Raw genomic sequence first — 13,863 nt, forward strand, 5'->3', positions numbered from 1 at the left:
GCTGTCCTCCTTGATCCGCCGAGGTCGACGCCTGAGGTCGCGAGTCCCAAGGTCGACGGGGCAGCAACCGTACCTCGCGTACCGTGACCTGACCATGACTTTCGCGCGAAGACCGCGTGCACACTGATCAGGTATCGGTGTCCACCGCTCGACGTCGCTCGACGTCGCTCGACGTCGCTCGACGTCGCTCGACGTCGCTCGACGCCGCTCGACGCCGGTTCAGCGACCGACCGCAGCGGCCTGGCTGGACTGCCAGCGGCGCAGCGCGTCCTTGATCCGGTCGTTCTGTTCGTAGGTGCGGTCGAGTTCGGCGTACAGAATGCCGAGGTCGTGGGCGACCCGTTCGAGGAAGGCGGCGACCTCACCGGGGTCCAGGCCGCCGCCGCGCCGGGTGGCCGTCGGGAAGCGGCGGCCGCGCACCTGCCAGGGTCGGATCGGCCGGTACGCGGTCGGTCGCTGGTTGCGGCCGCGATCGGCCGGTACGCGGTACACGCCGCTGCCGTTCGGCCAGTCACGCGGCGGCGTGCCGGCCATCTTGCGGCGTTGCCGCCGCAGTCGCCAGCGCCGCCAGAGCTCTCGCATCACGTGTTACCTCCTGTCGGTGGGCTTCCTCGCTCGTGCTTGTCTCGGGCGTTCGTCGGGCTGGTCGGTGGAAGGGGTGGTCCCGCCGCTTTGCCGATCCGGCGGGGCCACCCCGGCCGCCAATCGCCGCAGCCCTCCTCGGCAGTACGGCGACCAGGGCACATCTTCGGGGCCGGGACGCCCGACGGCGTGACTCGCCGACTGCCCCGACCGGAGGTGAGCGCCCCAAGAGCCATCCGGGAGCGTTCGTTGACAACCTACAATTGCCACCGGTTGTAGGTTAATGCGCTAGGTGCAACCGGTTGAGGTTGGAGGTCGGAGCGTGATCAAATGGGTATGCCATCCGGGGAGTGAGCATGCCCAAGCAGCAGTACCAAGTTCTTGCCGACGAACTCCGAGCGAAGATCGATTCTGGTGAGTGGCCGCCGGGCACCAAGCTGCCCAGCCGCTCCCAGCTTTGCAGCGACTACGGCGTCTCGGACACCGTCGTCGGCAAGGCGATGATGATCCTTCGAGCCACCGGGCTGACCGAGACCCTCGAAGGCGTCGGCGTGTTCGTGGCTGAACCGAAGTAGCGGACGTCTACGTCAGCGACCCAGCCGCCTTCTGACGCCCAGGTCCGCCAAGATCAGTTGATGTAAATACGGACGACACGCCGGTGCCGCTCTGGTTTTACATCAACTGATCTTGAAACCCGGGTCGCCACAGCCAGAGCCACAGCCAACGCAGGGCACCCGGAAGCGGCCGGAACGGCACCTGCACAGGGACGTCAGGCGGTGGCCAGCGGTTCCAGCACGTCGCGGCCGCCGACGTACGGCTGCAGCGCCTTGGGCACCCGTACCGAGCCGTCCGGCTGCTGGTGGTTCTCCAGGATCGGGATCAGCCACCGGGTCGTCGCCAGGGTGCCGTTCAAGGTCGCCACCGGCTGGGTACGCCCGTCGGCGTCGCGGTAGCGGATGTTGAGCCGGCGGGCCTGGAAGGTGGTGCAGTTCGACGTCGACGTGACCTCGCGATAGCGGCCCTGCGACGGCACCCACGCCTCGCAGTCGTACTTGCGGGCCGCGCTGGTGCCGAGATCGCCGGCGGCGACGTCGATCACCCGGTACGGGATCTCGACCTTGGCCAGCATCTCCTCCTCCCAGGCGAGTAGCCGCAGATGCTCGTCGTGGGCCTGCTCCGGCGGGCAGAAGGAGAACATCTCCACCTTGTCGAACTGGTGCACCCGCAGGATGCCGCGCACGTCCCGGCCGTACGAGCCGGCTTCCCGCCGGAAGCACGACGACCAGCCGGCGTAGCGCACCGGCCCGTCGAGGGTCAGGATCTCGTTCGAGTGGTACGCCGCCAGCGGCACCTCGCTGGTGCCGACCAGATACAGGTCGTCGGCTTCGAGCCGGTAGATCTCGCTGGCGTGCTCGCCGAGGAAACCGGTGCCCTCCATCGACTCCGGCTTGACCAGCACCGGGGTGATCGTCGGGGTGAGTCCGTATTCGACCGCCTGGGCGATGGCCAGCTGCAGCAGGCCGAGTTGCAGCAGCGCGCCGACGCCGGTCAGGTAGTAGAACCGACTGCCGGAGACCTTCGCGCCGCGTTCGACGTCGATCGCGCCGAGCGCTTCACCGATGGCCAGGTGGTCGCGCGGTGCCTCGATGTCGGGGCGCTCACCGACCTCGCGCAGCACCACGTAGTCGTCCTCGCCGCCGGCCGGCGCGCCCGCCTCGACCAGGTTGGGGAAGGCCAACTGCGCCCGGCGTAGCGCCTGCTCGGCCTCGGTCACGGCCGTTTCGGCCGACTTCACCTGCGCCGACAACTTCTTGGTACGGGCGAGCAGCTCAAGCTTTTCGGCCGGCTCGGCCCGGGGCAGTTGTTTGCCGAGCTGCTTCTGTTCGGCGCGCACCGCCTCGAACGTCTGCACCGCCGTACGGCGGGCCTCGTCGGCGGCGATCAGATCGTCCACCCGGGACTCGGACTCACCGCGGGCACGCTGGCTGGCACGGAAGAGGTCCGGATCGTCACGGAGCAGGCGGAGATCAATCACGGATGTCAACGATACCGGGCGCGCCGTCCCGCCCGCGCGCAGGTTTTGCCGGTACCTACCAGCGTCGGTTCTGGTACGGCGGCTGCTCCGGCCGGACGAAGGGGTCAGCCGGCGCGACCGTCAGGTCGGCGGGTGGCCCCAGATCGGCCGGCGGTCCCAGATCGGCCGGCACTTCCAGCTCGGCACCCGGCCCGGTGTGCAGCTCAGCGGCTGGTCTGGCGGCCGTCGGTGCCACGGCACCGTCCTGGCCGCTGCCAGTGTCGCCGGGCGAGTCCGCCCGCCCAGCCAGGTGGACGGCGAGCATCAGCGCGACGACGCCGACGAAACCGGCGGTCAGGCCGGCACCGATGTCGGCCTGGACGACCAGTTGCCGCCCGACCCCCAACGGTGAGCGGACCAGTACTTCGGTGTTGCGAGTGATCACGACCAGCAGCACCAGCAACCCGCCGCCGAGGGCCAGCGCGGCGATCCGCAGGTCGCGGCGGATCCCGGTGGAACCGAACAGCGTCAGCGCGGCACCGACCAGCAAAACGAAAAAGCCAAGCAGGTACGCCGTGCCGTACCCGCCGAGGGCGGATACCAGCAGGGTGTCGGCGTACGGTTCGCCGCGGTCGTTGGTGGTGATTCCGGGAAACACGAAGTCGATCCATACGCCGCCAGAGGAGACGGCTCCGGCCAGCGCTCCGAGGGCGGCCAGCGCCAGACTCGCCGTACGGCCGGTCCCGGGTGGGGTGCGCAGGCCACTGGCGGCGGTCCGCAGCCGCTGCGTGAGCTGGGCGGCCGACCCGGACCAACGACGTGGCGGCCCGGGCCAGCGGCGTGGCCGGTCGGTCGGTGGCGTCGGTGCGCCACCGAATTCGAGCACGACCGGCTCTGTTCGGGCGCTGGCGTCCACGGGAGTACGGCTGTGGTCGTCGGCCATCGCGGCTGGCCCTCCTGGGGTGTCGTCGGCACCACGGTGTCGTTCGTCCATGGCATCGTCGCACCGGCCACCGGGGTGAGCTAGCGTCATGCCCATGCCTATCCGTACCGCATCAGCCCGCTGGCAGGGCAATCTGACCGAGGGTTCCGGCACGATCCGCACTGGTAAGGGCGGGTACGAGGGGAACTATTCGTTCAAGTCCCGTTTCGAGGAGGGTGAGGGCACCAACCCGGAGGAGTTGATCGGGGCGGCCCACGCCGGCTGCTTCTCGATGGCGTTCTCCAAGGGGCTGGCCGACTCGGGCTTCACGCCGACCTCCGTACAGACCACCGCCTCGGTGCACCTGGACAAGACCGATGCCGGGATGACCGTCACCCGGATCGATCTGGAGACGGTGGGCGAGGTGCCCGGCATCGACCCGGAAACCTTCCAGAAGCTGGCCGAGGCTGCCAAGGCCAACTGCCCGATCTCCCGCCTGCTGTCGCCGGGTGCGGAGATCACCCTCAACGCCAGCCTCTCCGTCTGACCACAGTTCCGCGCGAGCTTCCCCTCGGCGGTAGCCCGGTTTCGTCCCATTCCGCGTTCTTGGGCTTGTCCAGCGGCTTGTCCAGCGGACTGTCCGCTTCGTTCCCTGACAGGTCCAGGAACGTGGATGGGTGCGGCAGAATGGACCGGGTGCCGGTCGAGATGAGCCGTGAGCGTTTCGAAGACCTCGTCGGGGAAGCCCTCGACGAGGTCCCGGCGCAGCTGCTCCGGCTGATGAACAACGTGGTGATCCTGGTCGAGGACGAGTCACCGGACGGCGGACCGGAACTGCTCGGCCTCTACGAAGGACACGCGTTGACCAGCCGGGGCTGGGACTACGCCGGCGTACTGCCGGACCGGATCTTCATCTTCCGCAATCCGATCCTGCGCATCTGTCACAGCGAAGCCGAGGTGATCGACGAGATCGCGGTCACCGTGGTCCATGAGATCGCTCACCATTTCGGCATCGACGACGAACGGCTACACGCCCTCGGCTGGGGGTGACGCCAGGTTCGGCCGGCCGGGCGATGACGATCCCTTGCGCTGGTTCCTTACCCTTCGGTCGATCATCTCTGCTCTGACCAGGAGGAAGAAACCATGCGCAGCGCCCTGTTCTCCGCCGAGCACTTGGAGAAGGAGTCGGCCCAGCCCGGTCTCCGTCTGCAGAATTCCAAGATGCTCAAGATCGAACTCAACGGTGAGGCGATGGCCCGCACCGGATCGATGGTCGCCTACCAGGGTCACGTCCAGTTCCAGGCGCTCGGATCCGGAGGCCTCGGCAACTTTCTCAAGCAGAAGCTGACCGGCGAGGGCGTCCCGCTGATGAAGCTGACCGGTCAGGGTGACGTGTTTCTCGCCGACGAGGCCTCCGACGTACACCTGATCGACCTGGAACCCGGCGACGCCCTGTCGATCAACGGATCCAGCGTGCTGGCCTTCGACTCGACGCTGCAGTACGACATCCGGATGGTGCAGGGCATGGGATTCGCCTCGTCCGCCGGCCTGTTCAACTGTGTCTTCAGCGGCCAGGGACGGATTGCGATCACCACCAAGGGCACCCCGGTGGTGTTGAACGTCAACCAGCCCACCTACGTCGACCCGCAGGCGGCGGTCTGCTGGTCGGCCAATCTGCAGACCGGCTACCACCGGGCCGAGCAGCTCGGACTCGGCACGCTGCTCGGTCGGCGTACCGGCGAGGCGTTCACGATGAGCTTCGCCGGCCAGGGGTTCGTGATCGTGCAGCCGTCGGAGGAGCCGCCGGTCCGTGGTTCCGGCGTACAGCAGCACTGACGCCCGGCAGCACCGATGCCGTCGGCCGGCCGCGCGGAGCCGCGCAGAGGCGTGCGGAGCCGAGTAGGCGTCGGCCGTCGGCCGGCGGCGTCCGTCAGTCGAGCTGCCCGGCCCGGATCCGGGCCAGCCAGGCGGCGGCCTTGGCGTAGTCGTCGTCGGAACGCCGGGCGGAGCCCGACCCGGCGGCCCGGCCACCGGCGACCGCCTGCCAGTCGTGCCGGGGATAGGAGCCGAGGAACCGTACGTCGGCACAGACCCGACGCAGGCCACGGAGCGCCTCGCCGAGCCGGTCCTCGGCGACGTGACCCGAGCAGTCCAGGAAGAAGGCGTACCGGCCGAGGGCCTCACCGGTGGGCCGGGACTCGATCCGGGTCAGGTTGACCTCGCGTACCGCCAGCTCCATCAGCACCGCGAGCAGTGCGCCGACCCGGTCGTGCGCGATGTAGACCGCGAGGCTGGTGACGTCGTCGCCGGTCGGCGGTGGCGGCGGGCCGGGGCGTCGGACCAGCACGAACCGGGTGACCGCGTCGCCGTGGTCGGCGATCTTGTCGGCCAGGACGCGCAGTCCGTGTCCGTCGACGCCGATCGGAGCGCAGATCGCCGCGTCGTAGTCGCCGGCTGCGGCGCCGGCCGCCGCCGCGCCGTTGGAGAGTACGTCGACGATCGTGGCGTCCGGGACCTGCCGGCGCAGCCAGCCCCGGCACTGGGTCGACGCCTGCGGATGGGCACCGATGCTGGCGACCTGCTCCAGGGTCGTCCCGGCGCGGCCGGCCAGCACGAACTCGACCGGCAGCACCACCTCCTCGGTGATGATCAACGGACCGCCGCTGCTCAGCTCGTCGAAGGTGACTCCGACCGCGCCGCCGATCGAGTTCTCCAACGGGACCAGCGCCGCGTCGACCGTCCGCGCCCGTACGGCGTCCAGGGCTTCGGCGACGCTGCGGGCCGGGATCCGGGCGCCACGCTCGGCCGCTGGAATCGTGCGCAGCGCCTGCTCGGTGAAGGTTCCTTCGGGTCCGAGGTACGCGAAGCGGGTCGGTGTGGAGTCGGGCATGGCGGCCAGCCTACGGAGTCGGCGGCAGGTTCGGCACCGACTCGCAGGCGAGCGCCCGGATCCCGGCGGGGGCGCCGACCCGGACCGGGATCGTGCAGACATCGGTCCCGGCCGTCACCAGCGAAAAGGAGGTTGGTGATCCTTCGGACACCACCTGTAGCGGTTCGCGGTTCGGGATCTGCACCACGGTGTACTGCCAACTGCCGGCACAGCGGGGAGCGACCTGGACGGTGACCCGTACCCCGGCCGGTAGCAGTCCGTCGGTGCGGCGCAGCATGGCGACGACCTGGTCGGCGGAGGGCTGCCCGGCGCAGTCGACCGCGACCGTTGCGGGACGCGTGGCCGTGGTCGGCGTGGTCGACGGTGTCGCTCTGGTGGTCGGCGGTGCCTGCGGTACGTCGGCCGGGGTGCCGGTGGGCGCGGTCGACGGCGTCGCCCCAGCGGCGATCGTCGTCCCGGACGGCGGGTCCAGCAGTTCGGGCGGCCGACCGCAGCCTCCGACGGTCAAGACACCGATGATCAGTACGGTGATCGCCAGCTCGCGGACCGCCAGCTTGCCCGCCGCTGACTCGTGGACCGCCAGCTTGCCGGCCGCCACCCGCCGGGTGGCTGCCGCGCGCCACTGGTGCCGGACTAGCACCAGCTCATGGTATGTGCTCAGCCGGCGACGTGGTGACCGGTTCTGGTCAGCGTGGCGAGCGCTTCGTCGAGCCGGACCGCCGGCACCAGCAGATAGTCCGTGTCGTAGGTGGAGAAGGCGACGATGTTGACCCGGGCCTGCGCCAGTGGCCCCACCAACGAGGCGAGCACGCCGGTGGATGCCAGGTCCAGCGGACCGACGACGCGCAGACAGCGCCAGGACGCCTCCGCCTTGGCCGCCGCCGGCACCCGGTCGACCCGGCAGATGATGGACACCTCGTCGGCGGTCCAGGTCACCGAGATGACACCGTCAGCCGGTGCCGTGAGCAGTTCCGCCGGTATCGACGACCCGGCCGGTAGTCGGCAGACCGCGTACTCCTCCGGCAGCAGGTCGAGGTTCAGCATGGGGGCAGCCTACGGGCACTGCGGCCGGGCCCCAAGGCGGTGCCGGCGAAGCCGGCCGAGGGCCGGCGGGTGATCAGCTCCTGGCGAAGCGGGAGGTCAGCTCGTGGGGAAGCGGGTCGAGATCGGCGAGAAGAAGGTGAGCGAGCCGGCTACCTTCTGGCCGATCCACACCGGCGTGGCGATCGCGTCGACGGTGCCGTCGCTCTCGCCGTCGTGGGCACCGTTGGCCACCCGGAGCAGTCCTCGGGCGAGCCGCCCCGAGGTCAGCGCCAGCAGCGGCGGGATCTTGTCGATCTCCGCCTCGTCGAGTTCGCCGCGTTGCGCGGTGAAGTCGACGAGACGTAGCTCCTCGAGCAGTGGCCGTCCCACCACGGAGCCGTGCTCGCTCAGACCGAGCAGCTCCCGGCAGGAGCGGGACGCGGCGACGACCACCAGCTCGTGGTCGATGACGAGACACGGTTCCAGGGCTGCCGCAGCGGCATCGGCCCAGAGCCGGAAGTTGTCCACGCGCATCGGCTCGATCGGTTCGCGGACCTGCGGCACCAACGATTCCGAGATTGAGAGCTCGACGTGCGCCACCCGCGCCTCCCCTGACTCCGCCGGACCACCGCCACGCTAACCGGTCTCCGCCGCGTCCGTCGACTGACGGCGGGTAGGGGCCCGCCGGGCTGCCGGATGGGCGCGGACACGCACAGTTGTCATCTGCTGCGGGCAGCCTTGTGCCGAGGTGGCAGCGGAGAACGCCGCACGGGAGGGTAGCGCCTCCGCACGAGGCTACCGCTGGCCGGTCGGCTTGTCAGCGGCCGTTCGGCCGGCGCCGTACCACCGGTAGTCAGCCGATGAACGGTACGGAGCGTTGAGCCAGGTGCTGGGGTGGCTGGCTACCTGGGAAAGCTTGTCGGCGGTGGCCGCGCTGATCCGGTTGCCGCCGGCGATCAGCAGCCGGTCCAGTTCCCGATGGGTGGTGACCATGCACTCCTTGGGCAGGCCGTAGACGCTGATCACGCCGGAGCCGACGAAGGTGAGTACCGGGGCGACCGGGATGGTGTGGCCGATCGCGGCGGACATCGCCTTGCTGGCGCGCTTGGCGTCCCGGCGAGCCTCCGCCACGTACGGCGGCCGCTTGCCGTTGATCTGGACCACGTCCCCGGCGACCAGCACCCGGCTGCGACCGTGGTCGACGACCGTCACCGCGAACAGGCCACTCGGTCCGATCGCCAGGAATCCGGCGCGTTCGCCACGACCGCCGGTCTCCAGGCCGAGCGCCTGGTCCGGGCTGTCCGTACGGGGCCAGTTGACCACGTGCCAGGCCGGCCCGAGGTGGTCGAGCCGGTGCAGGGCGCGGGCCCCGGCCGCTTCGATCCGCCGGGCGCCGCGTTCGGCCCGTCGACGGCGGGCCCACTCCATCGGGGATGGCCGGATCGCTTCCAGGGTGCCGGGTGGCGACTCTTCCGTGGGGTCGGCGTCGACTCGCCGGGGCAGAGCCCGCTGCGCGGGCAGGACTCGACGTTCATGGAACACAGTCATCACGACCTCCGGCAAAAGGTCCCCTGGATTGGACTACCACTACCGTACGTGGCGATACCGGTACTGAAGCAAGGCGCCGAGCCGGAGTGAGTAGGGATGAATGCCCTATTCACCCAACGACTCTTTCGGCAGATAGTGCCAAACGACTGCAATAAGCTGAGGTTGTGACGCACTACGTCGACAGTGAGATTGGCCACCTTCGGACGGTCCTGCTGCACCGACCGAACGCGGAGCTGGCCCGGTTGACCCCGCGAAACAGCGCCGGCCTGCTCTTCGACGCGATCCCCTGGGTCGCCCGCGCCCAGTCCGAGCACGACGCCTTCGCCGCCGTGCTGCGCGCCCGCGGCGTCGAGGTGCTCTACCTCGAACGATTGCTCGCCGAGACGCTGGCCAGCGCCGACGCCCGTGCCGAGGCCACCGAGACCGTACTCGCCGCCGACCATCTCGGACAGACCCTACGACAGCGAACCAGTGAACAGCTCAACTATCTCGATCCGGCGGCACTGGCCAGCGTCCTCGTCGCCGGGATCGCCCGCGACGAACTCCGCCCGACGGCCGAGCGCTCCCCAGGCCTGGTCCACGCGTTGATGCGGCGGCACGAGTTCATCATCGAGCCGATACCCAACCTGCTATTCACCCGCGACTCGGCGGTCTGGATCCGGGACCGGGTCGCGGTCGCCAGCCTGGCCATGCCGGCCCGCCGACGCGAAGGACAGCTCACCGACGTGATCTATCGGCACCATCCCCGGTTCACCGGCACGGATCTGATCTACCGGCCGTCGCTGGAGCACCTCGAAGGCGGCGACGTGTTGCTGCTCGCCCCCGGGGTGATCGCCGTCGGGGTCGGCGAACGCACCACCGCCGCCGGCGTCGAACGGCTCGCCCGGCGCGTCTTCGACCACCAACTCGCACACACCGTCCTGGTCGTCCCGATCACCCAGCGGCGCGCGACCATGCATCTGGACACGATCTGCACGCTGGTGGATCTGGACACCGTGGTGATGCATCCGCCGATGGCGGAGTCGCTGACCGCGTACACGGTGATCGGTGCCCCGGACGGAGCGTTGCGTATCGACGGCCCGGCGCCATTCCTGCGGGCCGCCGCCGACGCCATGGACCTCGACCGGCTCCGGGTGATCGGCACCGGCCTGGACCCGGTCACCGCCGAACGCGAGCAATGGGACGACGGCAACAACACGCTGGCGCTGGCGCCCGGGGTCTGCGTCGCGTACGAACGCAACACCGCCACCAACGCGCAGCTGGAGCGGGGCGGCATCGAAGTGCTCACCATTCCCGGTGCCGAGCTGGGCTCGGGGCGCGGCGGGCCACGCTGCATGTCGTCGCCCCTGGTCCGTGACCCGCTTGGCCCGTGACCGGCTTTTCTGGTCCGTGACCGGCTTCGAGCTGTCAGCGCAGGGTGAGCTGGCGACCCAGCAGACCCTGCCGGGCACGCCGCGCGGCGGCATCGAGCGGTCCCGACTCAGCCAGCGTCTCGGCGTACCGTTTGGCGAACTCGGCGAGCGATCCCTCCCACTCCTCGGCGGACGGTTGGACCGGCAGGTCCCAGACCGGTACCAGCAGCCCGTGCGCCCGGAACATCCCCGCGAAGCGGGTCCCCGTACCCAGCGGCAGTTCGCCAGCGGCGCTGAGCCGGGCCAGCGTGTCGAGGGCGCGGTCCTCCTCGTCCGGCAACACCCAGCGCACATGCGCCTTCTCGCCGACCCGGCACCAGTACGCCGCCGTCGCGGCCGACATCCGGGTGGTCGGATAGATGCTCGCGTCCGCTCGTTCCAGCGAGGCCTGCACCGCCGGATCGGCGGCGGCGTCCGGGGCGACCCAAAAGGCGAAGCTGTCGCGCACGCTGACCTCCAGCGCGCCGTCGACCAGCACGTCCTGCAGCCGAGGGCCGGGACCGGGCAACGGCGGCACGGCCACCGTACCGCCCGGCTCGGTCTCCAGCGCGGACAGCAGCGCCGCCGCCAAGTCCCGCGAGATGTCGCCGGACTGGGCGTGACGCTGCAGCCCGAGCAGGATCTGGCCCTCTGCCCGGACGATCGCCGGAACCGCCATCGGCAGCACCGTGGCCAGCGTCACCTGCGGATCGCCGTGCGCGGCGGCCAGCTCGGGATCGAGCACCAGCGGTGCCGTCGCGGCCGGCACCAGCTCGCGCAGAGCGATCCAGTCCGGCTCGTCGGCGAGGCCGGCGAAGGGCCGGGGTACGTATACGTCGCGGATCTTCTCCCGCTTGCCGGGGCTCGCGGACCGCTCGTGCTTTCGGCGCTTGCTCACGGCGAGTCAGCCTAGAGGACAACTCCTGGTCGGGTCGCCCCGCGCCGCACCCAGGTGCCGTCCGCTGTCACCGCGGTGTTCAGGGTGCCGTCCGCTGTCACCGCGGTGTTCAGGGTGCCGTCCGCTGTCACCGCGGTGTTCCGGTGCCGTCCGGTGTCACCGCCGCGTAGCCGGGACAGGGGTGCCGAGTCGGCTACGGTCGGCGTCAGGCCGCCGGCGGGTCCGGGCAGGCGATCTCGGCCCATACACATCGCCCGGAGCCGGTCTTCTCCACCCCCCACCGCTGGGCGAGCGCCGCGACGATGCTCAGCCCCCGGCCGTTGAGCGCGTCGGCGGTCGCGGACCGTACCTGCGGAACGCTGCCGGAACCGCCGTCGGTGACCTTGATCCGGACCGTGGCGCCGCGGTTGAGCGGAATCAGCTGGCAGGTGATCCGTACCATCCCGTCCGGCAGCGGTCGGGCATGTCGGACAGCATTGCCTACCAACTCCGCGACCACCGCCATCACATCGGACAGCAAGGTGGGCCGAACCCGGTTGGCCAGCGCCGTGGCCAGTTTGTGTCGGGCAAGCCGTGCGCCGCTGACGTGGTGCGGCACCAGAACGCTCCATGTTCGTCCGGCCAGAACCACGGTCACCCCCGCCTCCTCTCACCCGCGGGGTAGCCGTACCTCCGCGACCGTTCCCCCGCCGGCTCGTGGCCGTAGGGACACCCATCCGTGCTGTCGCTCGATGATCTGCCGGACCAGGTAGAGCCCGAGACCCGCGCCCGGGTAGCGACGCTGGTCGCCGGATTCGCCCTGCCAGAACCGGTCGAACGCTCGTTCCACGTGCTCAGGACGTACCCCGATGCCCCGATCACTAATCCGGAACACGACGGTGCGTTGGTCGGACGCGGCGGTCAACTCCACCGGCGTATCGGCCGGTGAGTACTTGTCCGCGTTGGTGGCCAATTCGGTCAGTACGGTCGCCAGGCTGCCCCGGTCACCGAAGGCTTTGGGCAGATCCGTCGGCAGGTCGATGGTGAGCCGGCGGCGCAGGTCGGCTGGCAACGTGGCGGCCGCCGCCCGCAGCGTCTCCACCAGATCGAACGGGGCGGCGGGGGTGCCGCTCACCGGCCCGGCGTCGTTGGCGGCGGACAGCAGCCGGTCGACCAGCCGAGCCAACTCGGTCGCCCGTTGACCCAGCACCCGGGCGGCTTCCCGGCGCTCCTGGTCGCCGAGCGAGTCCCAGTGCTCGCTCAGCGTCTCCGCGTACCCCTTGATGACGGTGACCGGCGTGCGCAGCTCGTGGCTGGTGACCGCGATGAACAGATCGACGTCGTGGTCCCGGCGATGCTGGTCGGTGATGTCGCGGAAGGTCACGACCCGCGATTCCACGAAACCTGGGAGCTCGCCCGACGTGATCCGCAGCCAGCGGCTGTCGGTGAGCTGGTGGTCGATCACCTGACCGGGCGGCGGGACCGGAAAGGGGATCGGGCGGTGCAGGCACTGGGCCGCCGGCTCGCCGGTGAGCTGCTCGGCGGCCGGGTTCCACAGCCGTACGCAGCCCTCCTTGTCGATGATGGCGAGCCCGTCGGCGAGCGCGGCGACCACCGGCCCGTCACCGTGCACCGGCAGGCCGGTCTGATCGCCGTAGATGTGGGCGATACAGGAGGAGAGGTAAGCGATTAGGGTGTGATGCTCGGCACTGGCCGTCCCGTCCCGGTCCGGGTAGTACGCGTGCAGACTTCCGATGAGCACGCCGCCGATCTCCGCCCGTGCGGTCAGCATCCGGTGCAGGCCACGTCCGGCGATCTGATCGGCCTGTTCCGCCGAGAGCGCCTGCACCGGAAACTCGACCGTACGGGGGCCGGCCAGCAGTCGGGCGTTCGCCGGATCGGAGAGCCGGATCGGACGGCCGATCGACCACTCCGCTTCACCAGAGGCGGCGATGATCCGGCCGTCGCGGGGCCCGTACTCGGCGAACGAGGTGCCGGCCGCGCCGAGGGCCCGCTGGGCCAGCCGGAGAAGGTGGTGCAGCACCGGCAGGCCGGAATCCCCACTGTTGATCATGTCGAGGACGACGGTGTGACCGGCGATCAGGCTGGGGTAGTCGGGACGTTCCGGCATGATCTGAGTCTGCCCGCTGGCGACCGATTTCGGCAGTGGCCGGTGCGCCGAGCGTCCGCCGCCATCCGATCACCGGCCGCCATCCGATCACCGGCCGCCATCCGATCACCGGCCGCCATCCGATCACCGGCAGGCGGGACGGTCGGCTATCGCACCAGCGGTGGCGCTCCGGTTTCGCTCGTCATCGGCCGCCCGGACGCCGCCCAGTCCTGCATGCCGCCGGCCAGGTTGCGGACGTTGTCCCAACCGTGCTGCGTCAGGTAGGCCACGACCTGCCCGGACCGGCCGCCGGAGCGGCACACGACCACCACGTCACCGTCCTGCGGGATCTCGGCGAGCCGCGCCGGAACCTCCATCATCGGCAGATGGTGAGCACCGGGCGCGTGCCCGGCGACCCACTCGTCGGGCTCGCGGACGTCGAGTAGGTAGGCGTCGTCGCCGACGTCGGTTGCCTCGACCGTGGGGATCGGTGGTCCGTACATGGG

At 70.2% G+C, this 13,863-nt stretch carries 17 protein-coding genes; 5 read left to right on the top strand and 12 right to left on the bottom strand.

Annotated elements, in window-relative coordinates; genetic code table 11:
• Nucleotides 1-219: 219 nt before the first annotated feature.
• A complete protein-coding gene (locus O7632_RS03195) occupies nt 220-582 on the bottom strand; it encodes a DivIVA domain-containing protein (RefSeq protein WP_278111285.1) in 363 nt (120 codons plus the stop codon).
• Nucleotides 583-938: 356 nt separating this feature from the next.
• On the opposite strand from O7632_RS03195, the gene O7632_RS03200 reads away from it, so the two are divergent.
• A complete protein-coding gene (locus tag O7632_RS03200) occupies nt 939-1,157 on the top strand; it encodes a winged helix-turn-helix domain-containing protein (protein WP_278111286.1) in 219 nt (72 codons plus the stop codon).
• A gap of 194 nt (nt 1,158-1,351) precedes the next feature.
• Here the strand turns inward: O7632_RS03200 and serS are convergent, their stop codons facing one another.
• Together serS and O7632_RS03210 are read right to left on the bottom strand one after the other, a co-directional pair.
• The gene (gene serS, locus O7632_RS03205; RefSeq protein WP_278111288.1) at nt 1,352-2,617 is read right to left on the bottom strand and encodes a serine--tRNA ligase; all 1,266 of its coding nucleotides are present in this window, start codon (nt 2,615-2,617) and stop codon (nt 1,352-1,354) included.
• A 55-nt stretch (nt 2,618-2,672) separates the two neighbouring features.
• Nucleotides 2,673-3,539, bottom strand: coding sequence for a hypothetical protein (locus O7632_RS03210; RefSeq protein WP_278111290.1), 867 nt, complete (start codon nt 3,537-3,539; stop codon nt 2,673-2,675).
• A gap of 94 nt (nt 3,540-3,633) precedes the next feature.
• Here O7632_RS03210 and O7632_RS03215 point away from each other — a divergent pair, with 94 nt between their 5' ends.
• The 3 genes from O7632_RS03215 to O7632_RS03225 all read left to right on the top strand — a co-directional run bounded on the left by O7632_RS03215 (nt 3,634) and on the right by O7632_RS03225 (nt 5,354).
• Nucleotides 3,634-4,065, top strand: coding sequence for an OsmC family protein (locus O7632_RS03215; RefSeq protein WP_278111292.1), 432 nt, complete (start codon nt 3,634-3,636; stop codon nt 4,063-4,065).
• A gap of 140 nt (nt 4,066-4,205) precedes the next feature.
• Nucleotides 4,206-4,568 (top strand): metallopeptidase family protein, encoded by a 363-nt coding sequence (locus O7632_RS03220; protein ID WP_278111294.1) that lies wholly within the window; start codon nt 4,206-4,208, stop codon nt 4,566-4,568.
• Nucleotides 4,569-4,661: 93 nt separating this feature from the next.
• A complete protein-coding gene (locus O7632_RS03225; RefSeq protein ID WP_278111296.1) occupies nt 4,662-5,354 on the top strand; it encodes an AIM24 family protein in 693 nt (230 codons plus the stop codon).
• A gap of 94 nt (nt 5,355-5,448) precedes the next feature.
• Here the strand turns inward: O7632_RS03225 and pheA are convergent, their stop codons facing one another.
• The 5 genes from pheA to O7632_RS03250 form a co-directional block, all read right to left on the bottom strand.
• Nucleotides 5,449-6,408, bottom strand: coding sequence for a prephenate dehydratase (gene pheA / locus O7632_RS03230; protein WP_278111297.1), 960 nt, complete (start codon nt 6,406-6,408; stop codon nt 5,449-5,451).
• Nucleotides 6,409-6,418: 10 nt separating this feature from the next.
• On the bottom strand, nt 6,419-7,048 hold the full coding sequence (locus tag O7632_RS03235; protein ID WP_278111300.1) for a hypothetical protein: 630 nt from the start codon (nt 7,046-7,048) through the stop codon (nt 6,419-6,421).
• Nucleotides 7,049-7,065: 17 nt separating this feature from the next.
• A complete protein-coding gene (locus O7632_RS03240; protein WP_278111301.1) occupies nt 7,066-7,452 on the bottom strand; it encodes an ACT domain-containing protein in 387 nt (128 codons plus the stop codon).
• Between the two features lie 96 nt (nt 7,453-7,548).
• On the bottom strand, nt 7,549-8,031 hold the full coding sequence (locus O7632_RS03245) for a hypothetical protein (RefSeq protein WP_278111303.1): 483 nt from the start codon (nt 8,029-8,031) through the stop codon (nt 7,549-7,551).
• A gap of 195 nt (nt 8,032-8,226) precedes the next feature.
• Nucleotides 8,227-8,979 carry a hypothetical protein gene (locus O7632_RS03250; RefSeq protein ID WP_278111304.1) on the bottom strand — a complete coding sequence of 251 codons (753 nt, stop codon included), beginning with the start codon at nt 8,977-8,979 and terminating at the stop codon, nt 8,227-8,229.
• A 164-nt stretch (nt 8,980-9,143) separates the two neighbouring features.
• Between O7632_RS03250 and O7632_RS03255 the strand changes: the two genes are divergently transcribed.
• Nucleotides 9,144-10,352, top strand: coding sequence for an arginine deiminase (locus O7632_RS03255; RefSeq protein WP_278111306.1), 1,209 nt, complete (start codon nt 9,144-9,146; stop codon nt 10,350-10,352).
• A 34-nt stretch (nt 10,353-10,386) separates the two neighbouring features.
• Here O7632_RS03255 and O7632_RS03260 read toward each other — a convergent pair whose 3' ends face one another.
• The 4 genes from O7632_RS03260 to O7632_RS03275 all read right to left on the bottom strand — a co-directional run bounded on the left by O7632_RS03260 (nt 10,387) and on the right by O7632_RS03275 (nt 13,860).
• Nucleotides 10,387-11,268 (bottom strand): DUF5926 family protein, encoded by an 882-nt coding sequence (locus O7632_RS03260; protein WP_278111308.1) that lies wholly within the window; start codon nt 11,266-11,268, stop codon nt 10,387-10,389.
• 205 nt (nt 11,269-11,473) lie between these two features.
• A complete protein-coding gene (locus O7632_RS03265; protein ID WP_278111309.1) occupies nt 11,474-11,905 on the bottom strand; it encodes an ATP-binding protein in 432 nt (143 codons plus the stop codon).
• A 12-nt stretch (nt 11,906-11,917) separates the two neighbouring features.
• The gene (locus O7632_RS03270) at nt 11,918-13,378 is read right to left on the bottom strand and encodes an ATP-binding protein (RefSeq protein WP_278111310.1); all 1,461 of its coding nucleotides are present in this window, start codon (nt 13,376-13,378) and stop codon (nt 11,918-11,920) included.
• A gap of 146 nt (nt 13,379-13,524) precedes the next feature.
• Nucleotides 13,525-13,860 (bottom strand): rhodanese-like domain-containing protein, encoded by a 336-nt coding sequence (locus O7632_RS03275; protein WP_278111311.1) that lies wholly within the window; start codon nt 13,858-13,860, stop codon nt 13,525-13,527.
• Between the last annotated feature and the right edge of the window lie 3 nt (nt 13,861-13,863).

The sequence above is a fragment of the Solwaraspora sp. WMMD406 genome, from assembly GCF_029626025.1.
Classification (GTDB): Bacteria; Actinomycetota; Actinomycetes; order Mycobacteriales; family Micromonosporaceae; genus Micromonospora_E.